This window comes from Streptomyces tuirus (genome assembly GCF_014701095.1).
In the GTDB taxonomy this organism is placed as follows: Bacteria; Actinomycetota; Actinomycetes; order Streptomycetales; family Streptomycetaceae; genus Streptomyces; species Streptomyces tuirus.
In genome coordinates, this window is the sequence record NZ_AP023439.1 from 2,628,713 (window position 1) to 2,655,021 (window position 26,309).

The window sequence follows — 26,309 nt, forward strand, 5'->3', positions numbered from 1 at the left end:
GGTGAAGCCCGCACCACCGAGCCTCGCCGGCCCCGTGATCCACCAGCCGGCACCACCGAGTTCCGCCGGTCCGGTGATTCGCCGGTCCTTCGCCGATGAGTTTCGCCGGTTCGGGCGGTCTCCCCTTGTATCGACCACTTGCATCGACCACTTGCATCGACCACAGGAGGAGCGCTGTGTCCCAGTTGCTGCGTGTGCAGAACTTCAACGTCTCGAGTGACGGCTTCGGTGCCGGTGAGGGCCAGAGTCTGGAGAGGCCGTTCGGCCACGCCGACCCCGGGGAGATGTTCGCCTGGGCCGGTGCGACCGCGAGCTGGCCCAACCGCACCGCCCCGGGCGGCAGTCGCGGCCTCGACGACTATCTGACGCGCGACTTCCGCAACAACATCGGCGCCGAGATCATGGGCCGCAACAAGTTCAGCCCGCAGCGCGGCCCCTGGGAAGACCACGAGTGGCAGGGCTGGTGGGGCGACGAACCTCCGTTCCACACGCCGGTGTTCGTGATGACCCACCACGAGCGCCCCTCGTTCACGCTCTCCGACACGACGTTCCACTTCGTCGGCGGGGATCCGGCCGAGGTCCTCGCCCAGGCGCGCAAGGCGGCCGGGGGCAAGGACGTCCGGCTCGGCGGCGGGGCGGCGACCATCCGGCAGTTCCTGGACGCCGACCTGGTCGACACGCTGCACGTGGCGGTCTCGCCCGACGTGGTGCTCGGGTCCGGCTCACGGCTGTGGGAGTCCCCCGAGGAACTGCTCGACCGCTTCCGCTGCGATGTCGTACCGAGTCCGAGCGGGCAGGTCATCCACCACCTGTTCTGGCGGCAGTGACGCCAGGTCAGGCGTCCTTGCCCCAGTCCAGCCGGTCGGCGAGCCCGGCGGCGGTGAAGGCGGCTTCTGGACGGGGAGGCGGGGAGCACCGGCGAAGAGCGGGCGGTGTCGACGGGGCCGAAGCGGCCGGCGAATGCTGACGTCGCCCAGGTCACGGCCGGGACCTGTGGGCGAGCCGTACCCCTCTGCTCGCCGCGACCCTCGTGACGTCCCGCAGCGACTCACTGAGCCGCAAGGCCAGGTAGTGCAGTTCCTCGCCGGTCACGCGGCGCTCCGCGAGGAGTTCGGCGGCATGCCCGAGCAGAGCGTCCGCCATGTCGATCTGCACGTCCTCGATCTCGTCGGCGAGCCGTGCGACGTAGCCGGTTCCGTCGCCCACGAGGTAGCACGGCTTGCCGTCGGCACCGGTCCACGGCAGGAGCCGCCCGGCCACCGCGCGGTCGCCCGCGCCGCCGGTCATGCGCTCGCCTCCGCCATCAGGTAGGGGCGCACCAGTCGGTTGTCCTCTCCCCGGAGCGGACGCACGTCCGGACGGTAGCAGACCGCCGGGCACACATACGGGGGCGGGGGCGGGGGCGGTGAATCCGATCGCCGGCGCTTCCCCCGAGGAGGGAAGAGGAGCCCGAGAAGCGGTTCGAGGAGTCGGGCGATGAGGTCTGCCATGTCTGTCTGCCTGCCTTCTCACCTGCGGTGACTGCGTTCTGTTCCGGATCACTCACAGAGTGGGGTCGGCGCTCGCTACCCTGCCAGGGGGTGGAGCTTGACATCGCGTCTGTCAAGAAAAGGAGTTGGCCGATGGACGAACGCCGCATGCTTCGAACACCGCGTCAGAAGTACGGGGAGGAGATTCGGCTGAGGCGGACCGCGGCCCGTCTCACCCAGGAGGAACTGGGCGACCAGGTGGTGTGCTCACCCACGCTGATCAGCCATTTCGAGGCGGGCCGGCGCCTGCCCAAGCCGGATGACGCGCAGCGGATCGACCGGGCGCTGGGGACGGACGGGTTCTTCGCGCGGTGGTTGGAGGACCTGGAGAGCACGTACGACCCCCGCTTCGCAGCCGCCGCCGAGCTGGAGCGACAAGCAACGCTGATCCAGCAATTCGCGCTCGCATTGGTCCCCGGTCTGCTTCAGACACCGGACTACGCCCGGGCCGTGTTCGCGGCTTACCGCCCCACCACCACAGAGCAGGAACTTGACAGGCAAGTTGTCATTCGAACAGAGCGTGCCCAAATCCTCGACAGACCTTCGGCTCCGGTCGTCTGGACGCTTCTCGACGAGGCCGTGCTGCGACGCGCTGTGGGCGGCTCGAAGGTCATGGCGAAGCAACTGCATAAGATCGCGGACTTGGCCGGGTCGCGACGGATTCGGCTGCACGTCCTTCCATACCGCGTCGGTGCGCATCCGCTCATGGAGAGCCTGCTCACCCTGATGAGCTTTGAGGATTCCGCTCCGGTGGCATACGTCGACGCGTACGAGACAGGACGTCTGATGGACGATCCGGCTCTGGTGAGTGCCTGTCAGACCGCCTACGCTCTGGCACTGAGCGACGCGTTGTCGCAGCAGGAGTCACTGGCCCTCGTCAGGGCGGCAGCGGAGGATCACGCGAATGATCAGCAGTGAGCGCACCGGGTGGTTCAAGTCCAGCTACAGCGGAGGCAGTCAAGCCGAGTGCCTCGAAGTCGCCCCCGGCCACCCCGATGTCCCGGTACGGGACAGCAAGACCGCCGCCGGTCCCGCCCTGGTCTTCTCGCGGAGCGGCTGGGCGGTGTTCGTCACCGCCGTCAAGGGCGGGCAGATAGGCGCCTAAAGGCTGTCCCATAACCAGCCGCGCCACTCCCTAGGACCTCGGTGCCCTCCAAGGCGGGGGGCCAAGGATCAACCCGGGAAGACTGGGACTAGGTCCTGTCCGGCGGATCATGGAGGCGTCACGGGATTAGAGTCATCGGCGCCGTATCGACGTGATCGCCGGAAGGGGCTGCTTGACGTGTGGCCGGACTCATGGGCAGTGGTGGCCGAATCAGACCGAGAGCAATGGGACTACGCGCCGCTGGAGCGTGTCGGCCCGCTGCGGTTTGGTATGAGCGTCGAGGAGGCGACCAGCGCGATGCTGACGTGCGGCCTGACGTCCGACGCCGTTGCAGAGCTCGGCAAGTTCGGCCCGTTCAAGCAGTTGCGCACGAGCTTCCGCGCGGTGGATGCCCCGTTCCACCGCGCAGACGTGGTGGCCTACTACGTCGGCCCGATGGGATTGACCTGCATCGCGGTCGACGCCCTGACCGGCCCCCAGGTCACGTTTGAGGGGATACGTCTGGTCGGCCGGCTTCCTTCCGTGCTTTCAGATGAGCTCACCACTTACTTGGAGAGCACTGACAGGACCGTCGAGATCACACCCGGCGGCGACATCGGCTCGCAGGACCTGGGCATCATGCCGTGCGCGCAGCGAGCGGGTGATGCGCTGCTGACGCGGCTGGTCTTCGGTAGGCCCAACGACTGGGCCAACACCATGAGCGACTGCATTCCGGCCGACGAAATGCTCGGACACTACTGAACTCATCCTGTGCGCAGTCGGGGACATGCAGGTTCTACTCAGGGCCTGAGCCAGAGGCGGATCGATGAGGCGGTCACGGTACCGGTGTAGACGAAGGCCCTCTTGTCGTAGCGCGTGGCTACGGCCCGGGAGTGCTTGAGCCGGTTGATTGTGCGCTCGACCTCGTTGCGGCGCCTGTACTTCTCCTTGTCGAAGCCCACGGGCCGGCCACCGTTGCTGCCGCGGCGCTGGCGGTTGGCACGCTGGTCCCTCGGCTCGGGGATGGTGTGCTTGATCTGGCGGCGGCGCAGGTGGCGGCGGTTCTGGCGCGAGCTGTACGCCTTGTCACCGCCAAGATGGTCGGGGCGAGTGCGTGGACGGCCGCCGTCCGGGCGCTTCACCCTAATCCGCTCGAGTAGCGGGATCATCTGTGGGCTGTCGCCCCACTGACCGGGGGTGAACAGCAGGGCCAGCGGGCGGAGCCCACCTTCCCCGACGAGGTGGATCTTGCAGGTCAGCCCGCCACGTGAGCGCCCGAGTCCCTCATCGGGGCGGTGTTGCCGAGGGACCGATCTTCGCTTCGGGACCCGGGGCGACCTACGCGGTGCTCCTGCCGCGTGCTGGTGGGCCCGGCAGGAGGTGGAGTCGACGCTCGCCATGCTCCAGTCGATCCGCCCCTCGCCGTCGGCATCGGCCAGGACGTCCTGGAGGATCCGATCCCAGGTGCCGTCCGCCGACCAGCGTCGGTGGCGCTCATACACGGTCTTCCAGCTGCCGAACCGCTCTGGCAGATCCCGCCATGGGATGCCCGTTCGGATTCGGAAGAGGATCCCGTTGACCACCTTCCGGTGATCGTTCCACCGCCCGCCCCGACGACCGGGTTTCGGTAGATGCGGCGCCAGTCGCGCCCATCATCGTTTGTCAGATCTCCCCGCCCCACAAGACAGACGATGATCCCAAAGCTCTGGGCTCACATGATCCGCCGGACAGGACCTAGATTCCTTGGCATGTCTTCGCATCTCAGTCATGGCGCGTCGGGAGCCCTGCGACGCTTCGCCGGATGGCTTGCTCGAGGGTCGGTGGGCCACCCGATGTTGGACGGGATCGATTACTGGGAAGAGTTGCGCGAGTCGCCCTCCCAGATGGAGGTCTGCGTCGCGATCTTCGCCAACGTCCTCGAACTGGACGAGCAGGGCGAACCAGTCAATGAAAAGTACGCGGAGCGCCGGGCTGCAACCTATCTCTACTCATACTGCACCGGGAAGCTGCCTCCTGGGGAACCGGACATCGAGCCCTGGGAGTGCAGACTTTATTGACCGCGAAGCTATTCGAGTAAGGTCGGCCTCGCCAGCAACCCCGCTCCCCTGCGTGGTGAGGCTATCCGGTGAGGGCGAGGTTGTGCAGGCGAGCGATGCCATGCATCGCGTGCTGCACTCCATCGCCTCTCAGGCGGCAGTCGCGCAGGATCTTCCAGGTCTTCATCCGGGCGAAGGTGTGCTCGACGCGGGTTCGAACCTGCTTGTGGGACCTGTTGTGTGCCTGTTTCCAGTCGGGCAGATCCTCTCCCTCGCGGCGGCGGTGCGGCATGACAAGCCCGGTACCCGGGTAGCCGCCATCGGCTATGGTCACCGTGTTGCCGACAGCGGCCTTCGCACCAGACTCCACCCAGGCCCGGCAGTCGTTGCGATTGCCTGGCAACGGCCAGCCGACCACCACGATCAGACGAGTGTCGGCGTCGATGACCACCTGATGATTGGTGGAATAGCGATAGTTCTTCGACTGCTCGGCCACCTTGTGATCCCGGGTGGGTACCAGGGTGCCGTCCACGATCAGCACCGCGTCCTTGGCGAACCGCTGGCGGGGACGCAGCGCAAACCTCGGGCCGAGCGACGCAGCGCGGTCACCAACTTGCCGAAGGCGCGGGGGCTCAGACCGGTGAACGGGGCTATCCAAGACGGCTCGGACGCCGTGATCACGCCTGACAGTCGAGATCATCGCAATGCAAGATCACTTACGGGACAGCCCTTAGGAGAGCGACCCGTTGGGGGGCGTCGCCCTGCTTGTGATCCTGACCCTGGGGGCCATCCGCGCCAATGCGGTTGCCTGTCGGGGGAACCGGTGAGGGGGTCCCGAGCGGCCGCCGGGCCACGAGGTCGTTCCGCCGCGGATGGCTCTGGGGACCTTCAAGACCAACTTCGGCGGCAGCCCTCTGATCTTCCATCCGGACGACGTTCCTGGGAAAGTGCTTCACCCCGCCCCGCAGCGTGTCAGTGGTTGCTGCGGACTCGCCGACCAAGACGGGCCCAACCGTCTGCGGCGGATGCGGCGTTGAGGTAGCGACGAAAGAGTCCGATTGCTGGACCGACAACCTTGTGGCACTGATTGCCGCCGCAGTGACTGATGGGCGCACGACACGCTGACATCGACCGCGGGGAACATCGGTACAGCGGCTAACGCTCAGCCGGTGATCATGGCGTCTAGCACAGGTGAGAGGCCCGGCGGCGGGGTTCGGCGGAAGATCCCTTACGCATACCTGCCTCCATCCGCGAGCTCACTCTGCATCCAACATGGAAACTAGGTCCCCGATAGAAGAGATACCCAGCAACGCGAATGCGGTTACGATGATACTGACCATTGTCATCCAGTAACTCGACACGGAGAGCTTCCCTTGGCGCACCTCCTCGGCCAACTTATCCGAGGCCAGAAATAGTAGAACAGAAGGGGCGAGCATCACACCGACAGCGATCGCAATCAATATAGGTGACAACGGTTCACCAGCGGGAATGCCGGTAGCGGGCCCTGCTTTCACCACTAGAATCATCCCAGCGGCAAACCCTAGGAAAATCCAGAGGAATCCGGCCCACACTGGTGTTGTGAAATACCTTTCGCCGTTGTCCTCTTTATTAGTCATCGCACCCCCGGTTTCTGTCGAGGCGGTGATTATATCTGTTCAGCTGTGCTGAGAGCCCATGATCACAAGCTTTGCGTCAACCGCTGTACCGCTGCGCCAAGTGGCCGGACATCCAGGGCCAGGTCCGGGCTTGCACCCCCTTGAGCACCGGCCTCCCGGCCCGGCGGTTGCTCTTCGGTTTCGAGGTCTGGTTGTGCGCCCAGCGACCGGGTTGCACAGTGCCGCGTCTGGCGCGAGTCCTCAGCACGGGCCAGCGGTTCGGCTTCTTGACCGCGCGTGGGCAGTCCCGGCCGCGCCGGGCCGGGAGGAGGCGTGCACGTGCCTCCCGCCCGGCCTCGGCGAAGGAACGGGTGAGCTTGGTGGCGGTCGCTCCGAGCTGGGAAGGGACGCTGCGGCGGACGATGCGGACGCACTTCAAGTTGGAGACACGGTCGGCGTCTACGACCGGACGGGCAAGCGCCGTCGCGTGGGCGAACTGGCGGATCGCGTGGTGGACCGCGAGGTAGGCCCACAGTTCCTGCCGGACACCTTCCGGGGTCCGCGACCTGATCGGCCCGCCGGGGCCGAGGTGGTTCTTGATCTCGTCGAAGGCGAGCTCGATCTCCCAGCGTTCCCGGTAGAGCGCGACCAGCTCGTCGGCCGGATACTTCCGGGCGAACAGGCACAGGGCCAGAACGAAGTACACGGCCGGCCGCGCCGGAAGGAGGCGGCGGCGCCGCTCGGCACGGTCGTGCTTGGCTATCGCCGCGTCCACCTGCTCAGCGGTGAACACCTTCGCCAGGATCCCGATCCGCACCCGCTGACCCGCAGCCCACCCCGTCACATGCAGGGCAACGATCCCCGCGGCTCAAAGGCAACTGCACTGGCCGCCCCGGCCCCCGAGGGCTGACGCGTCACGCCGACTCGTTGAGCAGCCTGCTCAGGTGCTCACGTCCGGGCTCCAGGAGGTCGGGCAGCGGAGCGGCCTCCTCGTACCAGCGCTTCTCGTACTCCCAGCAGAGCCAGCCGTCCCAGTTGTGGCGGGAGAGGACCTCGACGCATTCGGCCAGGGGCAGCACGCCCGCGCCGAGCGGCAGCGGGGTGGTGTCCTCGGCGGAGGCGATGTCCTTGACCTGGACGTAGCCGAGGTGGGGAGCGAGGGCCGCGTAGGTCTCGGAGGGCTGTTCGCCGCCGAGCCAGGTGTGCATCACGTCCCAGACGGCGCCGACCTGGCGGTGGCCGACGAGGCCGAGGATCCGCATCGCGTCGGCGGCGGTGCGGTGCGAGTCGTGGGTTTCGAGGAGGATCCGTACGCCCAGGTCATTGGCGTGTTCGGCGGCCGTTCCCAGGCGGCGGGCGGCCGTCGCGTCGGCCTCCTCGGGGGTCTGGAGGTCGAGGTCGCCGCCGGGGAAGACCCGGATGTACGGGGCGCCGAGGTCGTGGGCCAGGTCCAGGAGGGCGCGGATCTCGGCCAGGACGGGCTCGTCGTCGCCCGGCGCGGCGACCCGTGCGTAGCCCGCCAGAGCCAGGAGCTCTACGCCCGCTCCCTTGAACTCGGCCGCGACGTCGGCCCGTTCGGCGGGGCCGAGGCCGGTGTGGACCGGTTCCTCGGGATGGGTGCGCAGCTCCACGCCGTGATAGCCGTGGGCGGCCGCGAGCCGCAGGACGTCGGGCAGGGGCATGCCGGGGACACCGAGGGTGGAGAACGCCAGCTTCATGTGGACGGACCCTACCCGGCACCCCCGCCTGCGACTCCTCTTCGTCACTCAGGTGTTGCGTGGAGATCCAGTCGCCAGTCCTGGCCCGTCAGGTCCTGGCTGAAGGAGTGGTGCGGTTTCTCCGCGACCAGGACAAAACCGTGGCGCTGGTAGATGCGGCGGGCCGCGCCGAGGATGTCGTTGGTCCACAGGACGACCTCGCGGTAGCCGGTCTCGCGCGCGAAGTCGACGAGCGCCCCGACCAGGCGGTCGCCGATGCCGAGACCGCGCGCGTCCGGCTCGACGAGCAGCAGCCGCAGGCGGGCCGCGCCGGGCGTGTCGCCCCGGACGCACATCACACACCCCACCGGCCGGCCGTCCAGCTCGGCGATCCAGGTCCGCTCCAGGTGCGGGTCGTGGTCCTCGCCGTAGTCGGCGACGATCCTCGCCACCAGTGCCTCGTAGTCGGCGTCGAAGCCGTACTCGGCGGCGTAGAGCGCGGCGTTGCGCTGCACGATCCAGCCGAGGTCGCCGGGGGCCGGCTCGCGCAGGACGACGTCCTCGGGGCGCGGGGCGCGGCCGTCGCCGTCGCTGTCTCCGTTACCGTCGCCGTCGCCGTCGCCGTCGCCGTCGCCGTCGCCGTCGCCGTCGCCGAGGATCGTCCGGACGGTCCGCATGGCCTCCGCCAGCCGGGGGCGGTCCTCGGCCGGGACCGTGTCCAGCATCGACCCGACCGTCTCCCGTGCCCGCTCGTCGAGCAGGGCCGCGGCCTCCCGGCCGGGGGCGGTGAGCGTGATGCGGCGGCGGCGCGGGTCGGTGTCGGACGGGCCGCGCTGGATCAGCCCGTCCTCCTCGAACTTGTTCAGGATGCGGGTGAGGTATCCGGCGTCGAGGTGCAGCTGGGCGCGCAGGTCGGCGGCGTCCGTACGGGGAGCGTGGGCCAGCTCGTACAGGACGCGGGACTCGGTGAGGGTGTAGGGGGCGTAGAGCCGGCGGCCGTAGTCGAGGGCGCCGATGACGTTCGTGTAGAAGCGGTTGAAGGAGCGGATGTCCTGGACGGTCATTGGTCGCCTCGACCCCCGGATGTTTGACTGAGTCAGGGATTCTCGTGTCGAGCTTAGACGTCCGGGGCGGCGGGAGCCAGGCACGAGACGAACCTGACCGCCGAGCCGGCAGGAGGGGCCGGCGGCGGCCGATGAGTTTCCCCGCGCTCCGCAGTCAGTAGGGGTGTTCATGCAGGAGCGGTGTTCATGCGTCGCAGCCGCGCGTGTTGTGCGAGCGTGCGGCGACGGCAGCCGCCGAGAATCCGACACGAGATACCGAGGAACCCTCGATGCGTACTCTGATCAGCACCGCTTTCATCTCGCTCGACGGCGTCGTCGAGGCTCCGGGCGGCGAGCCCGGCTACCGGAACTCCGGCTGGACCTTCAAGCACACCGAGTTCCTTCCCGAGGCGTTCGAGATCAAGGGCCGGGAGCAGAAGGAAGCCACCGCGATGATGATGGGCCGCACCAGCTATGAGGCGTTCAGCCCCGTGTGGCCCGACATGGAGGACTTCGCCGACTACAAGGTGATGCCGAAGTACGTCGTCTCCACGACCCTCGCCGAGGAGAACCTGGTGTCGAACTGGGGCGAGACGGTGATCCTGCGCTCACTCGACGAGGTCGCCGCACTGAAGGAGACCGAGGGCGGCCCGATCATCGTCCACGGCAGCGCCTCCCTCAGCCAGGCCCTCTCCGACGCCGGCCTGATCGACCGATACCACCTGCTCGTCTTTCCGCTCCTGCTCGGTGCGGGCAAGCGGCTCTTCAGCGCCACGGACAAGGACGCCCAGAAGCTGCGGCTCGTGGAGCACGAGGCCTACGCCAACGGGCTGCAGAAGAACGTCTTCGACGTCGTCCGCTGACGAGCCCTGCCTGACGGGCGCCGGTCCGGGATGAGGCGAGGCCGTCCGGGCCGACACGACGCCCGGGGCGGCAACCGCCCTACGGTCCGGGCACCGGCACCCCGGGCCCCGTCGGGCACCGGCACCCCGGACCCCGTCGGGCGGCGGCGCCCAGGTCCCGCGCGGCCCGCGCGCCTCACGAAGCCCGCGGCACCCCCGAGGACCCGCGCACCATCAACTCCCCCCGCACCGAGGCGATCCCCCCGGGCGGTGCCTCCTCGCGTCCCATCGCGATCCGGCCGGCCCGGGCGCCGGCCTCCGTCAGCGGCAGCCGTACCGTCGTCAGCGACGGCACCGCGTCGATGCTGAACGGCAGGTCGTCGAAGCCCGCCACCGACACGTCCTCCGGGATCCGCAGGCCGGAGTCGCGCAGGGCGGCGCACGCCCCCAGCGCGACGGAGTCGTTCGCCGCGACGACCGCCGTCAGCGACGGGTCACGCCGCAGCAGCTCCAGCGTCGCCTCGTAGCCGGACCGCCGGTCGTAGCGCCCGTGCACGGTCCACCGGGGGTCCTCCTCGATGCCGTGCGCGGCCAGCGCGGCCCGGTGCCCTTCCAGCCGGTGCCGGGTGGTCGTGCGCTCCTCGGGGCCCGCGATGTAGCCGAGCCGGCGGTGGCCGAGCCCGATGAGGTGCTCGGTCAGCTCCTGCCCGCCACCGCGGTTGTCGAAGGTCAGCGCGATCGCCCCGGTCTCCGGGGCCGGCGGGCGCCCGCACAGCACGACCCGCGTCCCGGCCTGCGCCAGTTTCCGCACCTTCGCGCCCATGGCCGCCTGGTGCTCCGCGTCCTCGATCGCCCCGCCGGTCAGCACCACGGCCGCGGCGCGCTGCCGTTGCAGCAGCGTGAGATACGTCAGTTCCCGCTCCGGGGAGCCGCCCGTGTTGCAGACCACCGCGAGCCGCTCCCCGCCCGCCCGGCCGCCCGGGCCGCCGATCTCGGCCTGGATCGCGCTCGCCATGATCCCGAAGAACGGGTCGGCGATGTCGTTCACCAGGATCCCGACCAGGTCGGAGGTGGCGGCGGCCAGGGCGCTGGCAGGCCCGTTGAGCACGTAGTCCAGCTCGTCCACGGCCTTCAGCACCCGCTCCCGGGTGGACGCGGCCACGGGGTAGTTCCCGTTCAGCACACGCGACACCGTCGCGGGCGAGACCTGCGCGCGGGCCGCCACGTCCGCCAGGGTCACCGTCATCTCGTCGTCCTCCGGTCGCGCATCTCGTCTCGTCTCCGCCCTCGTACACACCTGGACCACTGGTCATGGTTCCGGGCGGAACAGCACGTCGACCGCCCCCGCCCCGACGAACCCATGGCCAAGGTTCCGTGCAGACCTTAAGCCCCCGACCCCGACTTGTTCGCCCCCTCGAACAACTCGTCCTGGTCACGGTCTTGTCCGGAGCGCGGTTCAGAGGCTAGCTTCTTCCTACATAGAAAGCGCTTGCTGCAACGCTCACCAGTCCACGGGTGCCCCAGCGGGCCGCCCGTGAAGGGTGGGGCGTACGCGGCGCGACGACCGCGTACGAAGGGAACGACGTGACACGCAAGACGGTGCGTATCGCCATGAACGGCGTGACCGGGCGCATGGGCTACCGCCAGCACCTGGTCCGCTCCATCCTCGCCCTGCGCGAGCAGGGTGGCCTCGACCTCGGCGACGGCACCGTGCTGTGGCCGGAACCGATCCTGGTCGGCCGCCGGGAACACGCGCTGAAGGCGATGGCCGAGCGGCACGGGCTGGAGCACTGGTCGACGGACGTGGACGCGGTCCTCGCCGACGAGACGGTGGACATCTACTTCGACGCGCAGGTCACCTCCGCCCGCGAGGAGGCGCTGAAGAAGGCCATCGCGGCCGGCAAGCACGTCTACACCGAGAAGCCGACCGCCACCGGCCTCGACGGCGCCCTGGACCTGGCCCGACTTGCGAACGAGGCCGGCATCAGGCACGGCGTCGTCCAGGACAAGCTCTTCCTCCCGGGCCTGCTGAAGCTGAAGCGCCTGATCGACGGCGGCTTCTTCGGCCGGATCCTCTCCGTGCGCGGCGAGTTCGGCTACTGGGTCTTCGAGGGCGACTGGCAGCCTGCCCAGCGCCCCTCCTGGAACTACCGGTCCGAGGACGGCGGCGGCATCGTCGTCGACATGTTCCCGCACTGGGAGTACGTGCTGCACGAGCTGTTCGGCCGGGTGAAGTCCGTGCAGGCGCTGACCGCCACGCACATCCCGCAGCGCTGGGACGAGAACGACAAGCCCTACGACGCGACGGCCGACGACGCCGCCTACGGCATCTTCGAGCTCGACGGCGGCACGATCGCCCAGATCAACTCCTCCTGGGCCGTCCGCGTCAACCGCGACGAGCTGGTGGAGTTCCAGGTGGACGGCACCGAGGGCTCCGCGGTCGCGGGCCTGCGCAACTGCCGCGTCCAGCACCGCAGCGCCACCCCCAAGCCGGTCTGGAACCCGGACATCCCCGCCACGGAGGTCTTCCGCGAGCAGTGGCAGGAGGTCCCGGACAACACCGAGTTCGACAACGGCTTCAAGGCCCAGTGGGAGCTGTTCCTGCGGCACGTCTACGCCGACGCCCCCTACCACTGGGACCTGCTGGCCGGTGCCCGCGGTGTCCAGCTCGCCGAGCTGGGCCTGAAGTCCTCGGCCGAGGGCCGCCGTCTCGACGTACCGGAGATCGCGCTGTGACGATCCAGCTCCCCACCGCGGACGGGGGATTCAAGGCGTACGAACCCCGCCTCGAACCCCTCGCCGTCACGACCGGCACGCCCTTCACCTCCCGTACGGTCTTCTCGGCCGCCCATGTCGTCGCCGATCCGTTCGCGGACGTCTCCCCGGACTCCCCGGCCGCCGTCGACTGGGACGCCACCCTCGCCTTCCGCCGCCATCTGTGGTCCCACGGGCTGGGGGTCGCCGAGGCGATGGACACCGCCCAGCGCGGCATGGGCCTGGACTGGGCGGGCGCGGCCGAGCTGATCCGCCGCAGCGCCGCCGAGGCCAAGGCGGTCGGCGGGCTCATCGCCTGCGGTGCCGGCACCGACCAGATCGCCTCCGGTTCGCTCGCGGAGGTCCGCGCGGCCTACGAGGAGCAGCTCGCCCTCGTCGAGCAGTCCGGCGCCCAGGCCATCCTGATGGCGTCCCGGGCGCTCGCGGCGGCCGCCAAGGGCCCCGAGGACTACCTGGAGGTCTACGGCCATCTGCTGCGCCAGGCCGGCGAGCCGGTCATCCTGCACTGGCTGGGCCCGATGTTCGACCCGGCCCTGAAGGGCTACTGGGGCTCGTCCGACCTGGACACGGCGACGGACACCTTCCTGGAGGTCATCGCCGCCCACCCGGACAAGGTCGACGGCATCAAGGTCTCGCTGCTGGACGCCCGGCGCGAGATCGACATCCGCCGCCGGCTCCCGAAGGGCGTGCGCTGCTACACCGGCGACGACTTCAACTACCCCGAGCTGATCGCGGGCGACGAGCAGGGCTTCAGCCACGCGCTGCTCGGCATCTTCGACCCGCTGGGTCCGCTGGCGGCGCAGGCGGTCCGGGTCCTGGACACGGGCGACGTGCAGGGCTTCCGCAACCTGCTGGACCCCACGGTCGGCCTCTCCCGCCACCTGTTCCGGACCCCGACCCGCTTCTACAAGACGGGTGTGGTCTTCCTGGCCTGGCTGGCGGGCCACCAGTCGCACTTCACGATGGTCGGCGGCCTCCAGTCGGCCCGCTCGCTGCCGCACTTCGCGACGGCGTACGAACTGGCCGACGGGCTGGGGCTGTTCCCCGACCCCAAGCTGGCGGAAGAACGGATGAAGACGCTGCTGAGCATGTACGGGGTGAACCAGTGAGCGGGTCCTTGGAACGTTTCTCCATCAACCAGATGACGGTGAAGCAGCTGTCGCTGCCGGAACTGGTGGACGGCTGCGCCCGGTTGGGCATCCGCAACGTGGGGCTCTGGCGCGAGCCGGTGCGGGAGCACGGCCTGGAGGCCACCGCCAAGCTGGTCCGGGACGCGGGGCTGACGGTGACGACGCTGTGCCGGGGCGGCTTCCTCACGGCGATCGACCCGGCGGAGCGCGCCGCGGCCCTGGCCGACAACCGCCGCGCGATCGACGAGGCGGCGGCGCTGGGCACGGACACGCTGGTCCTGGTCTCGGGCGGGCTGCCCGCGGGCTCGAAGGACCTGCGCGGCGCCCGGGAGCGCATCGCGGACGCCCTGGCGGAACTCGGCCCGTACGCCGAGCGGCACGGGGTCCGGCTGGCGATCGAGCCGCTGCACCCCATGTTCGCCTCGGACCGCTGTGTGGTGTCGACGCTGGCGCAGGCCCTGGACCTCGCCGAACGCTTCCCGGCGCACCAGGTCGGCGTCACGGTCGACACGTACCACATCTGGTGGGACGACACCGCGCCCGCGCAGATCGCCCGGGCGGGTGCGGGCGGGCGCATCCACACCTTCCAGCTCGCCGACTGGACGACGCCCCTCCCGCAGGGCGTCCTCACCGGCCGCGGTCAGATCGGCGACGGGTCGATCGACATGCGGGAGTGGCAGGACCGCGTGGAGGCGGCCGGGTACACCGGTGCCATCGAGGTGGAGCTGTTCAACGACGTCCTGTGGGCACGGGACGGCCAGGAGGTGCTGGCCGAGACGGCGCAGAGGTTCATCGAACACACCCGCTGACCGGGCTGCCGCACCAGGCCCGCTGCCCCGCCCCGCCTGCCATGGGGGCGGGGCAGCGGCATGTCCGGGCCGAGGGTCCCGCCCGAGCACGGCCGGCACCGGCCCCGGCATCGGCATCGGCACCGGCCCCGGCATCGGCATCGGCATCGGCATCCGGGGTGTCCCCGCCGCTCCGGATGCACCCGTCCCCCTGGCGTGACAGGCTTTTCCCAAGGACTCGGCCGGTCGTACCGCTCTCGCTTCCCCTCGCCCTGATTCGGAGAGCAGCCATGGCCGACTTCCTCGTCAACACCACCAAGTCCGGCGACCAGCTCCAGCCCGCCGCCGACGCCCTGTTCGGCACGCAGTTCCTGGAGCTGTGGTCGGACGAGAGCGACTTCGTCATCAAGGGGCAGTTCCTGGCGGACGACGGCGACAAGCTCGGGGACGAGTTCGCGGTCAGCTCGCAGCCCTCCGACGGGCCCGGAGTGCGGCCGTTGTGGCCGTCCGTGCTGTCCGCCGGGATCAGCGGCCAGTTCGCCGTATGGCTGGAGACCCCGTTCGGGACGCCCGGGCCGAGCCCCTCCGTGAAGCTCCAGCGGTTCACCGAGGGCCGGAAGTCCGGTCCGGAGACGCTCGTCACGGCGGACGCGGACCCGAAGGTCCGGCCCTGCCTCGCGTTCATGATCGACGGTGGTGTGCTGGTCACCTGGGCGAGCCGGCGGCCCGACCAGCGCATCCGCGCGCGCCGGTTCCACGCGGACGGCAGCGCGGCCACACCGGAGTTCACGGTCAGCACGACCGAGGGCTTCCACGAGAAGCCCGCGGCCTCGATCCTCACCAACGGCAACGTGGTCGTCGCCTGGTCGACGGACCCCTCGGCGATCGGCGGCGGCCGGCTCACCCTGCGGTTCTTCGACTTCGAGGGCAACCCGGTGGGCGGGGAGATCCAGCCCGACGTCGGCGGCTTCACGGGGGTCAACGCGATCACCCTGCTCGACAGCGGCCGCTTCGTCGTCGCGCACATCGAGGGCATCCAGCCCAGCGACCTGGGCAAGCCGCAGACCACGATCGCGGCCAGCATCTTCCAGCCGGACGGCACCGAGACCTTCGACATCACGGCCGGCAACCCCCGGGGCTTCACCCGGAGCTCGCCGTCGCTGTCCCGGCTGCCCGGCGGGCGCTTCCTGATGGCGTGGGTGGAGGAGAGCGCGGACACGCACGACACCGTGCCGACGGTGCTGGCCAAGATCTGCTCGGACGGCCAGGGTTCACTCGGTGACCCGGTGCGGGTCAGCACGGCCGACCCCGGGCGGCGGTCCCACACCTGCACCGCGACGGCCTTCGGCAACGGACCGGAGAGCGTGCTCGTCACCTGGGACGACGACAGCCACCTGGACGGCGACACGGGCTTCGGCGTACGGGCCCGCACGTTCCACGTCAGCCCGCCCGGAATGCTGGTCGAGGCGTCCTAGCGGCGGCCGCCGGGTCCGGCGACACCGCGGAACGGCAACGCCATCTGCTCGTCCCCGCGGGGCATCCCTTCGCCGGGCGGACGGCCGTACGGCGGGAGGAGCTGGGCGGCGAGCGGTGGATCTGCCGGCCGCCGGGACGCGGGGCGCTGCCCGCCGGGGTGGAGGTGGCGCTCGATCCGATGCCGGTGCGGCGGCTGTCCGCGCTGTGGCGGGCGGGGGCGGCGCGGCGTCCGGCCATCGTGGAGTGCGTCCGGGTGCTCGGCGAGCAGTGGCCGAAGGTGGCGGCTCAGCCGCCCCGTTGACGCCCTGGTTCCTCCCGCGTACCGACTTGCGGAAATCCGGGCCGAGTCGGGAACCCGGCCCGGACCGTGCCCGTCCAATCGCAGGCCGCAGGAGAGTCACCGCGGTGCGGTGTCGGCCCTCGCCACTGGCTGCGATCGCTGACCACCCTCTCCGCCGTACCGCGGCAGGCGGCCCCACCGCCATCGGCGCGCCCCCCTCCAACCGCGCCGGTGGCGGCCCTTCGCTGTTGCTGCGCGTTCCCTTGACTGGCAGAAACTTCCCGGATATTGGTGACCTCTTGGAAGTTTCCTTCAGTGGATCCGAGCGGATCACCTCCGGAAGGAGCGCACGTGCACGACACCGGCACGGAAAGCACGGGAAACACCGCACAGCCCTCCAGACGCACCGTCCTCGCCGCCACGGCCGGCGTCACCGCCGCCCTCGCGGCCGCCGGGCCCGCGCACGCCGCCGCCCCGGACGACAGCCGGCTGCGCGCCCTCGTCTCCCGCATGACGCTGGAGGAGAAGGTCGGCCAGCTCTTCGTGATGCGGGTCTACGGCCACTCCGCCACGGCACCCGACCAGGCCGACATCGACGCCAACCTCAAGGAGATCGGGGTCCGCACGGCCGCCGAGCTGCTGGCGAAGTACCGGGTCGGCGGCATCATCTACTTCGCCTGGGCGCACAACACCCGCGAGCCGCACCAGATCGCCGATCTCTCCAACGGCATCCAGAAGGCCTCCCTGGAGCTGCCGCGCGGGCTGCCCGTGCTCATCTCCACCGACCAGGAGCACGGGATCGTCGCCCGGGTCGGCAAGCCCGCCACGCTGTTCCCGGGGGCCATGGCCGTCGGGGCGGGCGGGTCGCGCTCCGACGCCCGGACGCTCGGCCGGATCGCGGGCGCCGAGCTGCGGACGATGGGCATCCGCCAGGACTACTCCCCCGTGGCCGACGTGAACGTCAACCCGGCCAACCCGGTCATCGGCGTACGGTCGTTCGGCGCCGATCCGCGGGCGGTGTCCGCGCTGGTGGCCGCCGAGGTCGCCGGGTACCAGGGGTCCGGGGTCGCGGCGACCGCCAAGCACTTCCCCGGGCACGGCGACACCAACGTCGACAGCCACACCGGCTTCCCGACCATCACGCACAGCCGGGAGCTGTGGGAGAAGCTGGACGCTCCGCCGTTCCGGGCGGCGATCGCCGCGGGCATCGACTCGATCATGACCGCGCATCTGATGGTCCCGGCCCTCGACGACTCCGGCGACCCGGCCACCCTCTCCCGCCCGATCCTCACCGGCATCCTGCGCGAACGCCTCGGCTACGACGGGGTCGTGGTCACCGACTCCCTCGGCATGGAGGGCGTGCGCAGCAAGTACGGCGACGCCCGGGTGCCGGTCCTCGCCCTGAAGGCGGGCGTGGACCAGCTGCTCAACCCGCCCGACCTCGCCCTCGCCTGGAACGCCGTGCTGACCGCCGTGCGCGAGGGCGAGCTCACCGAGGCCCGGCTCGACGAATCGATCCTGCGGGTGCTGCGGCTGAAGTCCAGGCTGGGGCTGTTCCGTTCGCCGTACGTCGGTCACGCAGGGGTCGACCGGATCGTCGGGACGCGGGCGCATCTGGCGGCGGCCGACCGGATCGCCGAGCGGACGACCACGCTGCTCGTCAACGAGGGGCGGCTGCTGCCGCTGTCGCGCCGCCGGTACCCCAGGGTGCTGGTCGTCGGGGCGGACCCGGCGTCGCCGTCCGGCACGACGGGACCGCCCACGGGCGTGCTCGCGGGCGCGCTGAGCGAACTGGGCTTCACCGCCACGGCCCTGTCCACCGGCACGGCCCCGTCCGCGGCGACGATCGCCAAGGCGGTCGCGGCGGCACGGGACGCGGACGCGGTGGTGGCCGCCACGTACAACGTCACCGCAGGCAGCGGCCAGAGGGCACTGGTGGAGCAGCTCGTGGCGACCGGGAGGCCGGTCGTGGCGGTGGCGATCCGCAACCCCTACGACGTGGCCCAGCTGCCGTACGCGCCGGCCTGTCTGGCCACCTACTCCTGGACCGACGTCGAACTGCGGTCCGCGGCACGGGTGATCGCCGGGCGGGTGAAGCCGCGCGGCAGGCTGCCGGTGCCGGTGCAGCGGGCGGATGATCCGGAGCAGGTGCTGTACCCCGTCGGCTACGGGCTGTCGTACTAGACGTACGCCACAGCTCGGGCGCACCACCCCCAACGTGCGCAAACCGCCCCGTGTGTCTGGCGTGCGCCCGCTACGGCGGGTCACGCTGGGCGAGCACACTCGGGGGGACGGCGATGCGCGAGCGAAGTGGTGTGGGAGTGGTCTGCGGGCTCCTGGTCCTGCTCGGTGCGTTGCTGACCGGCTGCCAGAGTCCGGCGGGAGGCGTGGCGGAGGACGGCCGGCTGGGCGAGCAGACGACCGGGAGGGCCGGGGAGAGGGCAACGGTGTCACCGGCACCGACCCGGCCGTCGGGGTACGGGGCGGTGTTCCTCGCGGTCGGCGAGTGCAGTTCGTTCGGCACGACCAGCTTCACCGAGGTGCCGTGCAGCGGTGAGCGGGCGGCGGCCCGGGTCGCGGCGCGGCACGACGGCACGGTGCGGGACGGGCCGCGCTGCCCGTCGACCACCGACTTCGTGCTGCACATCAGCGAGCCGCGGCCCGCGTCCGACGAGGACGGCGACGGGGCGGTCCCGCGGGGCTACGCCTGTATGCGCAACCTCCAGCCGCCGCACCCCGGTGACCCGGGCGGCGGGGGCGGACCCCGCACGATCGTCGGCGACTGCGTCTACGGCTCCGGCGACGGGCAGGTCCGCGAGACGGCCTGCGACGGCACGGGACGGCGCGAGCCGCAGTACAAGGTGGTCCGGGCGGTCACCGAGCGGGCCGACTGCCCAGGCCCGACCGCGCTGTACGTCCGGCTGGGCGGGAAGCGGCCCGTGGGGTGCGCCCGGCCGCTGTGACACGGCCGGGCGCACCGGCACGCCTTACGGGCGCAGCGTCATCTCACGCTGCTGGTCGCGCTTGTCGAGCTTGGCGTCGAACTTCGCCAGCGGCTTGGCCGCCTGCGGGTCGGCCTGCACCGCGCCGGGGGCGACACCGGCCCAGTCGAGGATGCGGGCGGTGGCCAGCGCCTTCTGCTCGGGCACGAGGCCCGCGACGTTGGCGCCGTGGTTCATGCCGGGGGCGGTCATGACGTAGGAGTCCTTGGCGCCCTTGCCGACGCGGAAGGGCTCCGCGCCCCACGGGTCGTTCTGGCCGTAGACGAACAGCATCTGACGGGCGTTGTGCCGGACCCAGGTGTCCACGTCGCGCATCGCCGACGGCTGGAACTTCATCGGGATGTCCCGGGGGACGAAGTTGCGCGGCGGCTGGTAGCCGTAGCGGATGTACTGCTTCTCGACGTGCGGGAAGTGGATGGTCGGCGCGCCGAGCTGGGTGCCGGCCTGGTAGTAGTACGGCGTGTACGTGGTCAGGCCCTGGTCGGCGTAGGCGGAGAAGCCGGAGATCGTGTCGACGGAGTCCCAGATGGCGTCGTCGGTGGCGTTCTTGGCGTCGGCCGGGATCTGGTCGCAGTCGGCCAGCAGGCTGTACTGCCAGAAGCCCCACACGTAGTCGAGGACGGTCGCCTCGTAGGCCTTGTCCAGGCTGCCGATGGTGGTGAAGGTGAGGCCGTTCTCCTGCGCGAAGGCGGCGTACTTCTTCTCCAGCGGCTCGCGGCGCACCAGCGCCTCGCGCTGCACGGCGTTCAGCTTGTCGCGGCACTCCTTGGTGCCGACGCGGGCGAAGAAGCGGTCGTAGGCCGAGTCCTCCTTGTTCACCACGTCGTTGGGGGCGACGTAGGCCACGACGCCGTCCATGTCCCGGGGGTAGAAGCGCTCGTAGTAGGTGGCGGTCATGCCGCCCTTCGAACCGCCGGTGGAGATCCAGTTCTTCGAGTAGATGCCCTTCAGGGCCTTGAAGACGCGGTGCTGGTCGCTGGCCGCCTGCCAGATGTCCAGCTTGGACCAGTCGGCGGGGGCGGGCCGGGACGGGGTGAAGAAGCGGTACTCCAGGGAGACCTGGTTGCCGTCCACGATCTGGGTGGGCTCGCTGCGGCGGGGCGTCGTGGAGACGTTGTAGCCGCTGGTGAAGAACACCGTGGGGCGCGAGACGTCCTTGTGCAGCACGGTGATGCGCTGCTGGAACGTGCCCTTGGAGGGCTTGTGGTGGTCGACCGGCTGCGTGTAGTTCAGGACGAAGAAGCGGTAGCCGGTGTACGGCTTCTCCTCGACCAGGCTCATGCCCGGTATGGAGAGCAGCCTCTCCTTGATGTCGGTGGTGCCGGCGGCGTCGGCGGCGGTGGCCGCTCCCGCCGTGCCCAGTGTGCCTATGAGCACCGTGAGCGCCAGCAGCCATCTGAGCGCCTTGCGCATGCGCACTCCCCTGTGAGACAGATGTGCGCCGGAAGCTAGCGGACCAACTCACCGGAGCACCAGGGGACATAGGGAAAACCCTGTGCGCGGGGGCGTGTTCACCGGGCGCGGGAGCTCAGCAGAGGATCCAGCCGGAGCTGTACTTCCCCCTGCCGACCTGCCCCTTGAGCCAGACGCAGCGGCGCCCGGCGTGCACGGTCACCGGGCCCGCGTGGTGGGCGTACGTGCCCGTGTCGACGACGGGCCGGTTGCCGCGCGCCTGCACGCTCACCGACATCTTCCGCGGGGCGCCGGGCCTCTTGGGGAGGGTGACGGCGCAGACGTAGCCGCCGCGCTTGTAGACGAGCACGGTCCCGGTGGAGAACGGCAGGGTGCGGACCTTGCGGCCGGGGCAGAGCGCGGTGGCGGCCTGTGCGTCACCTGGAGCCGCGACGGCGAGCAGGCCGGACGCGGTCAGCACGGCCAGCCCGAGCGCGAGCCGCCGGCGTATCGCTCCACTGTGCACTGTCGTCCTCCCGTACCGCGTTGTCCGCGACCATCGGCGTACGCATGTACGGACGCATGACGTATGTCGGATGGTTGCACGAGCGTTATGAAAACGCGGCGCGGCGACGCCGTTCAGCGGGACGCGCCGACCGGCTCCTCCGGCTCGGGTGCGCCGATGAAGGTCCGCCACAGTTCCGCGTACCGGCCCTCGCGTGCGAGGAGTTCCTCGTGCGTGCCGTCCTCGATGACCCGGCCGTGGTCCATGACGACGACACGGTCGGCGCGGGCGGCGGTGGTGAGGCGGTGGGCGACGACGAGGGTGGTGCGGCGGCCCGCGAGCCGGTCGGTGGCCTGATTGACCTGCGCCTCCGTGGCCAGGTCCAGGGCGGCCGTGGCCTCGTCGAGCAGCAGCACGTCCGGGTCGACCAGTTCGGCGCGGGCCAGCGCGATCAGCTGGCGCTGCCCGGCGGACAGGTTGCGCCCGCGCTCGGCGACCTGGTGGAGGTAGCCGCCCTCCAGTGTGGCGATCATGTCGTGCGCGCCGACCGCCCGGGCCGCCGCCTCGACCTGGGCGTCGGTGGCGTCCGGCCGGCCGTAGGCGATGGCGTCGCGGACCGTGCCCTGGAAGAGGTACGCCTCCTGCGGGACGACCCCCAGACGGTGCCGGTACGAGGTGAGGTCGAGGGCCCGCAGATCGGTGCCGTCGACGGTGACGCGGCCGTCGGTGGGGTCGTAGAAGCGGGCCACGAGCTTGACGAGGGTCGACTTGCCCGCTCCGGTCTCGCCGACGAAGGCGACGGTCTGCCCGGCGGGGATGCGCAGGTCGACCCCGCCCAGCGCCTCTTCACCGTCGCCGTAGGCGAAGCGCACGTCCTCGAAGGCGATGTCGCCCCGCAGGGACCGGACCTCCAGGGGCTCGTCGGCGGACTTCGTCGACGTCGGCTCCCGGAGCAGCTCCTGGATGCGGCCCAGCGACACGGTCGCCTGCTGGTAGCCGTCGAAGACCTGGGAGAGCTGCTGCACGGGCGCGAAGAACAGGTCGATGTAGAGCAGGTACGCCACCAGCGAGCCGATGGCGAGGGTCCCGTCGTCGACCCGGGCCCCGCCCACGATCAGCACGGCCGCGGCGGCCACCGAGGAGAGGAACTGCACGAACGGGAAGTACACCGAGATCAGCCACTGGCCCCGGATGCGGGCCTCGCGGTAGCTGTGGCTGCGCTCGGTGAACCGCCGCCCGCCGTCCCGCTCGCGCCGGAAGGCCTGCACGATCCGCAGCCCGGACACCGACTCCTGGAGGTCGGCGTTGACCACCGACACGCGTTCGCGGGCCAGCTCGTACGCCTTCACGCTCGCCCGGCGGAAGAAGAACGTGGCGATGATCAGCGGCGGCAGCGTCGCAAAGACGACCAGCGCCAGCTGCACGTCGATCACGAGCAGCGCGACCATGATGCCGAAGAAGGTGACGACCGAGACGAAGGCCGTGACCAGGCCCGTCTGGAGGAACGTCGACAGCGCGTCCACGTCGGTCGTCATCCGGGTCATGATCCGCCCGGTCAGCTCGCGCTCGTAGTAGTCGAGCCCGAGGCGCTGGAGCTGGGAGAAGATCTTCAACCGCAGCGAGTACAGGACCCGCTCGCCGGTACGGCCGGTCATCCGGGTCTCGCCGATCTGGGCCGCCCACTGCACGACCACCGTCAGCAGCCCGAGCAGGGCCGCCGCCCACACCGCGCCGAGCGCGGCCTGGGTGACGCCCGAGTCGATGCCGTGCCGGATCAGCACGGGCAGCAGCAGGCCCATGCCCGCGTCGGTGGCGACCAGGGCGAGGCTGACCAGCAGCGGCAGCCCGAAGCCGCGCAGCAGCCGGCGCAGGCCGTAGGACTCCTCCGGCTGGACGGCCTTCGCCTCGTCGACGTCGGGGACGTCGGTGGCCGGGGGCAGCGCCTCGACCTGGGCGAGCAGCTCGGGGGTGGCGGGGCTCTCCGCGAGGGCGGTGTCCTTGCGCTCACGGTCACCGGTCCACAGGCGTGGCGTGACCCCGCGCTCGGCGTCGAACTCGGCGTCCAGCTCGTCCCGGACGGAGGTGTCCTCCTGAGGGGAGGCGGGCTGGGTGTGGCCCGGGGAGACCGCGCCCAGCTCGTCGGGGTCGGTGAGCAGGCGCCGGTAGAGGGCGGAGCGCTCCTGGAGCTCGTCGTGGGTGCCGATGTCGGCGAGGCGGCCGCCGTCCAGGACGGCGATGCGGTCGGCGAGGTTCAGGGTGGAGCGGCGGTGCGCGATCAGCAGGGTCGTACGGCCCCGCATGACGCCCTTGAGCGCCTCGTGGATCTCGTGCTCGACCCTCGCGTCCACGGCGGAGGTGGCGTCGTCCAGGACCAGCAGCCGCGGGTCGCTGAGGATGGCGCGGGCGAGGGCGACGCGCTGGCGCTGACCGCCGGAGAGGGTGAGGCCGTGCTCGCCGACGGTGGTGTCGTAGCCGTCGGGCAGCTCGGCGATGAAACGGTCCGCCTGGGCGGCGCGGGCGGCCTTCTCGATCTCCTCCTGGGTGGCGTCCGGGCGGCCGTAGGCGATGTTGTTGCGGACCGTGTCGGAGAACAGGAAGGAGTCCTCCGGGACGAGGCCGATCGCGGCGCGCAGCGACCGGGTCGTCAGCTCGCGCACATCGTGCCCGCCGACCAGGACGGCACCGCGGGTGACGTCGTAGAAGCGCGGCAGCAGGAGGGAGACCGTGGACTTGCCGGAGCCGGAGGAACCGACGACGGCGAGGGTCTCGCCGGGGCGGATCTCGAAGGAGAGGCCGTCCAGGACGGCACTGGTCGTGCCGTGGGCCCCGTCGTAGCCGAAGGACACGTCGTCGAACTCGACCGTCGCCGGGGCGTCGGCGGGCAGGTCCTTGTGGCCGTCCTCGATCGACGGCTCGGTGTCGATCAGCTCCAGGACGCGCTCGGTGCCGGCGCGGGCCTGCTGGCCGACGGTGAGCACCACCGCGAGCATGCGGACCGGGCCGACCAGCTGGGCGAGATAGGTGGAGAAGGCGACGAACGTGCCGAGCGTGATGTGCCCGCGCACCGCCAGCCAGCCGCCGAGCGCGAGCATCGCGACCTGGCCGAGGGCGGGGACGGCCTGGAGGGCCGGGGTATAGACGGAGTTCAGGCGGATGGTGCGCAGCCGGCCCGCGAACAGCCGGCGGCCGACCTCCCGGAGCTTGCCGGTCTCCTGCTCCTCCTGCCCGAAGCCCTTCACCACGCGTACGCCGCTGACGGCGCCGTCGACCACGCCCGCGACGGCGGCGGCCTGGGCCTGGGCGTACCAGGTGGAGGGGTGCAGCCGGGTGCGGCTGCGCTTGGCGATCCACCACAGGGCGGGGGCGACGGCCAGAGCGACCAGGGTGAGCGGCACGGACAGCCACGCCATGATCGCCAGGGAGATCAGGAAGAGCATGAAGTTCCCGATGGTCATCGGGAGCATGAAGAGCAGGCCCTGGATCAGCTGGAGGTCGCTGGTGGCGCGGCCGACGACCTGGCCGGTGGACAGCTCGTCCTGGCGGCGGCCGTCGAGCCGGGTGATGGTGCCGTACATCTCGGTCCGCAGGTCGTGCTGGACGTCGAGGGCGAGACGGCCGCCGTAGTAGCGGCGGACATAGGTGAGGACGTAGACGACCAGGGCGGCGGCGACGAGGAGGCCGGCCCAGGTGGTCATGTCCTTGGTGTGGTCACTGATGACGTCGTCGATGATCACCTTGGTGATCAGGGGGACGAGGGCCATCACGGCCATGCCGGCCAGCGAGGATCCGAGGGCGAGCACGACGTCCTTCGGGTGGCGCCACGCATAGGCCCACAGTCGTCGAGCCCATCCCCGTTTCGGTGTCACACCGGTGCCTTCCGTCCGTCCTGAGCTGCCGGAAGGCGTCAACATGCGCGAGGGCGGATTTCATCCCGCCGTAACAATTCCTCCACGGGGGAGGTCGGCCGTTCCGGTGAGTGGGCCACACGGAGAGCCACTCGCCCGCCTTGTGGTCGTTTGCCCGGATATGGAAAACATTCTTCCCCCCGCCCTCTACACCATCCTCGCCTTCGTCAGGAGGCTCCTGGACGTCCTCGGCTAGGCCTCGTCAGCTCGCCGCCAGGTCCCTGTGGACGACCTTGGCCACGGCCTGGATGGTGGCGATGCCGTAGTTCATGGTGCTGTTGCCGTGGGACAGCACGGTCATCACGTAGTCGTGGCCGCCACCCTTGAACGCGCCGACGCTGTGCACCCGCCAGCCGTTCGTGGAGCGCTGCAGCCAGCCGTTCTTGACGGCCACCGAGACGCCTGAGGGCACTCCGTACGGGGTGCCCCAGCGCTGGGACGAGACGACCTGGCCCATCAGCTTGACGATGTAGGCGCGGGAGTTGTCGCTGAGGACCGCGTTCTTGGCGGTGAGGAGCTTCAGCAGCTTCTGCTCGTCGGTGACGGTGATCTGCGTCAGACCCCAGTAGCCGTTCGCTCCGGGCGTGGTCTGCGTCATGCCGGCGGCCTTGAGGAAGTTCTTGATCTTCGTCATGCCGAGCTGCTTCCACAGGGTGGAGGTCGCCGCGTTGTCCGACTTGGTGATCATCGCCTTGGCGAGGGTGTTCTCGCGGTCGGTGAGGTACCGGTTGCTCTTCTTCGCGTCCCACAGCAGCGTGGCGAGGACGGTGACCTTGACGACACTGGCCGAGTCGTAGGCGGAACTCGCGCGCAGAGTGCAGGTGGTGTCGGTGCTGCGGTCGTAGAGACCGACGGCGACCGTGCCCTTGCGGGTGGCGAGCGCGGCGGTGATGTCCTTCTTCAGCTTGGCGGCGAGCCCGGCCTTGGCGGACGTGCAGGTCACGGCCGGCGGGGCAGCGGCGGCAGGGGTGGCGGCGGCGACGAGCGGCACGAGAACGCCCGTACCCACGGCCGCCGAGAGCACTCTCGCGCGGCGGGATATCCCAGAAGTCATGCCCCCCTTGACTCCCGGACGCGAGCGAATGGTTGTAGGGGGTGACGAAGGCTTGTACGAGTCGTTACCGGAGGCCGCCCGGTTTCACAGGCGGCGGCCGGCGGGGGCTCCTCCGTCAGCTCCGAGGTCACGGCATGGGTGCGGAGGCACGGCACCGCGGTGCAGGAGAGCGACTA

At 70.4% G+C, this 26,309-nt stretch carries 23 protein-coding genes and 2 pseudogenes; 13 read left to right on the plus strand and 12 right to left on the minus strand.

Annotated features, from left to right (window positions below; genetic code table 11):
• Positions 1 to 176: 176 nt before the first annotated feature.
• Entirely contained in the window at positions 177 to 827 is a 651-nt protein-coding gene (locus tag IGS69_RS12075) for a dihydrofolate reductase family protein (RefSeq protein WP_190899057.1), read from the plus strand.
• Between the two features lie 151 nt (positions 828 to 978).
• Here the strand turns inward: IGS69_RS12075 and IGS69_RS12080 are convergent, their stop codons facing one another.
• On the minus strand, positions 979 to 1,287 hold the full coding sequence (locus IGS69_RS12080; RefSeq protein WP_190899058.1) for a hypothetical protein: 309 nt from the start codon (positions 1,285 to 1,287) through the stop codon (positions 979 to 981).
• A 335-nt stretch (positions 1,288 to 1,622) separates the two neighbouring features.
• On the opposite strand from IGS69_RS12080, the gene IGS69_RS12085 reads away from it, so the two are divergent.
• The 3 genes from IGS69_RS12085 (at position 1,623) to IGS69_RS12095 (ending at position 3,375) form a co-directional block, all read left to right on the plus strand.
• The gene (locus IGS69_RS12085) at positions 1,623 to 2,447 is read left to right on the plus strand and encodes a helix-turn-helix domain-containing protein (RefSeq protein WP_190899059.1); all 825 of its coding nucleotides are present in this window, start codon (positions 1,623 to 1,625) and stop codon (positions 2,445 to 2,447) included.
• Positions 2,434 to 2,634, plus strand: coding sequence for a DUF397 domain-containing protein (locus IGS69_RS12090; protein WP_190899060.1), 201 nt, complete (start codon positions 2,434 to 2,436; stop codon positions 2,632 to 2,634). The genes IGS69_RS12085 and IGS69_RS12090 overlap by 14 nt, the downstream gene beginning before the upstream one ends.
• Before the next feature lie 201 nt (positions 2,635 to 2,835).
• A complete protein-coding gene (locus IGS69_RS12095; protein WP_190899061.1) occupies positions 2,836 to 3,375 on the plus strand; it encodes a hypothetical protein in 540 nt (179 codons plus the stop codon).
• Between the two features lie 38 nt (positions 3,376 to 3,413).
• Here IGS69_RS12095 and IGS69_RS12100 read toward each other — a convergent pair.
• Positions 3,414 to 4,294, minus strand: a protein-coding gene (locus tag IGS69_RS12100; RefSeq protein WP_232543492.1) for an IS5 family transposase whose coding sequence is annotated in 2 segments (ribosomal slippage) — positions 3,414 to 4,267 and positions 4,267 to 4,294 — 882 coding nt in all. Because the reading frame shifts where the segments join, the coding sequence is not laid out codon by codon here.
• 67 nt (positions 4,295 to 4,361) lie between these two features.
• Here IGS69_RS12100 and IGS69_RS12105 point away from each other — a divergent pair.
• A complete protein-coding gene (locus IGS69_RS12105; RefSeq protein ID WP_232543493.1) occupies positions 4,362 to 4,670 on the plus strand; it encodes a DUF7677 family protein in 309 nt (102 codons plus the stop codon).
• A gap of 61 nt (positions 4,671 to 4,731) precedes the next feature.
• Here IGS69_RS12105 and IGS69_RS12110 read toward each other — a convergent pair.
• From IGS69_RS12110 to IGS69_RS12130, 5 genes and pseudogenes are all read right to left on the minus strand, one after another.
• Positions 4,732 to 5,339 (minus strand): annotated as a pseudogene (locus tag IGS69_RS12110) (transposase).
• 566 nt (positions 5,340 to 5,905) lie between these two features.
• A complete protein-coding gene (locus tag IGS69_RS12115) occupies positions 5,906 to 6,265 on the minus strand; it encodes a hypothetical protein (protein WP_190899063.1) in 360 nt (119 codons plus the stop codon).
• Between the two features lie 76 nt (positions 6,266 to 6,341).
• Complete coding sequence (locus IGS69_RS12120) at positions 6,342 to 7,088, minus strand: transposase domain-containing protein (RefSeq protein ID WP_332836553.1); 747 nt, start codon at positions 7,086 to 7,088, stop codon at positions 6,342 to 6,344.
• Between the two features lie 70 nt (positions 7,089 to 7,158).
• Complete coding sequence (locus IGS69_RS12125) at positions 7,159 to 7,962, minus strand: sugar phosphate isomerase/epimerase family protein (RefSeq protein WP_190899065.1); 804 nt, start codon at positions 7,960 to 7,962, stop codon at positions 7,159 to 7,161.
• A gap of 44 nt (positions 7,963 to 8,006) precedes the next feature.
• On the minus strand, positions 8,007 to 9,005 hold the full coding sequence (locus tag IGS69_RS12130; protein ID WP_190899066.1) for a bifunctional helix-turn-helix transcriptional regulator/GNAT family N-acetyltransferase: 999 nt from the start codon (positions 9,003 to 9,005) through the stop codon (positions 8,007 to 8,009).
• A gap of 269 nt (positions 9,006 to 9,274) precedes the next feature.
• On the opposite strand from IGS69_RS12130, the gene IGS69_RS12135 reads away from it, so the two are divergent.
• Positions 9,275 to 9,847, plus strand: coding sequence for a dihydrofolate reductase family protein (locus IGS69_RS12135; protein WP_190899067.1), 573 nt, complete (start codon positions 9,275 to 9,277; stop codon positions 9,845 to 9,847).
• A gap of 175 nt (positions 9,848 to 10,022) precedes the next feature.
• On the opposite strand, the gene IGS69_RS12140 is transcribed toward IGS69_RS12135, so the two are convergent.
• Entirely contained in the window at positions 10,023 to 11,072 is a 1,050-nt protein-coding gene (locus IGS69_RS12140; protein ID WP_190899068.1) for a LacI family DNA-binding transcriptional regulator, read from the minus strand.
• A gap of 338 nt (positions 11,073 to 11,410) precedes the next feature.
• Between IGS69_RS12140 and IGS69_RS12145 the strand changes: the two genes are divergently transcribed.
• The 7 genes and pseudogenes from IGS69_RS12145 (at position 11,411) to IGS69_RS12175 (ending at position 19,238) form a co-directional block, all read left to right on the plus strand.
• The gene (locus IGS69_RS12145; RefSeq protein ID WP_190899069.1) at positions 11,411 to 12,562 is read left to right on the plus strand and encodes a Gfo/Idh/MocA family protein; all 1,152 of its coding nucleotides are present in this window, start codon (positions 11,411 to 11,413) and stop codon (positions 12,560 to 12,562) included.
• Positions 12,559 to 13,710 (plus strand): dihydrodipicolinate synthase family protein, encoded by a 1,152-nt coding sequence (locus IGS69_RS12150; protein WP_190899070.1) that lies wholly within the window; start codon positions 12,559 to 12,561, stop codon positions 13,708 to 13,710. Before IGS69_RS12145 ends, IGS69_RS12150 begins: the two co-directional genes overlap by 4 nt.
• A gap of 32 nt (positions 13,711 to 13,742) precedes the next feature.
• Positions 13,743 to 14,540, plus strand: a complete 798-nt coding sequence (locus IGS69_RS12155) for a sugar phosphate isomerase/epimerase family protein (protein WP_190904470.1) — start codon at positions 13,743 to 13,745, stop codon at positions 14,538 to 14,540.
• Between the two features lie 269 nt (positions 14,541 to 14,809).
• The gene (locus IGS69_RS12160; RefSeq protein ID WP_190899071.1) at positions 14,810 to 15,994 is read left to right on the plus strand and encodes a hypothetical protein; all 1,185 of its coding nucleotides are present in this window, start codon (positions 14,810 to 14,812) and stop codon (positions 15,992 to 15,994) included.
• Between the two features lie 44 nt (positions 15,995 to 16,038).
• Positions 16,039 to 16,296 (plus strand): annotated as a pseudogene (locus tag IGS69_RS12165) (LysR family transcriptional regulator); the annotation flags it as partial.
• A gap of 330 nt (positions 16,297 to 16,626) precedes the next feature.
• Positions 16,627 to 18,459: a glycoside hydrolase family 3 protein gene (locus IGS69_RS12170; RefSeq protein ID WP_190899072.1), complete on the plus strand. Its 1,833-nt coding sequence runs from the start codon at positions 16,627 to 16,629 to the stop codon at positions 18,457 to 18,459.
• A gap of 113 nt (positions 18,460 to 18,572) precedes the next feature.
• The gene (locus tag IGS69_RS12175; RefSeq protein WP_190899074.1) at positions 18,573 to 19,238 is read left to right on the plus strand and encodes a hypothetical protein; all 666 of its coding nucleotides are present in this window, start codon (positions 18,573 to 18,575) and stop codon (positions 19,236 to 19,238) included.
• Positions 19,239 to 19,262: 24 nt separating this feature from the next.
• Here IGS69_RS12175 and IGS69_RS12180 read toward each other — a convergent pair whose 3' ends face one another.
• The 4 genes from IGS69_RS12180 to IGS69_RS12195 form a co-directional block, all read right to left on the minus strand.
• Positions 19,263 to 20,690 (minus strand): S28 family serine protease, encoded by a 1,428-nt coding sequence (locus IGS69_RS12180; RefSeq protein ID WP_190899075.1) that lies wholly within the window; start codon positions 20,688 to 20,690, stop codon positions 19,263 to 19,265.
• Positions 20,691 to 20,805: 115 nt separating this feature from the next.
• Complete coding sequence (locus IGS69_RS12185) at positions 20,806 to 21,195, minus strand: hypothetical protein (protein WP_190899077.1); 390 nt, start codon at positions 21,193 to 21,195, stop codon at positions 20,806 to 20,808.
• 113 nt (positions 21,196 to 21,308) lie between these two features.
• Positions 21,309 to 25,040: an ABC transporter ATP-binding protein gene (locus tag IGS69_RS12190; RefSeq protein WP_190899079.1), complete on the minus strand. Its 3,732-nt coding sequence runs from the start codon at positions 25,038 to 25,040 to the stop codon at positions 21,309 to 21,311.
• Between the two features lie 241 nt (positions 25,041 to 25,281).
• Positions 25,282 to 26,133: a serine hydrolase gene (locus IGS69_RS12195; protein WP_190899081.1), complete on the minus strand. Its 852-nt coding sequence runs from the start codon at positions 26,131 to 26,133 to the stop codon at positions 25,282 to 25,284.
• Between the last annotated feature and the right edge of the window lie 176 nt (positions 26,134 to 26,309).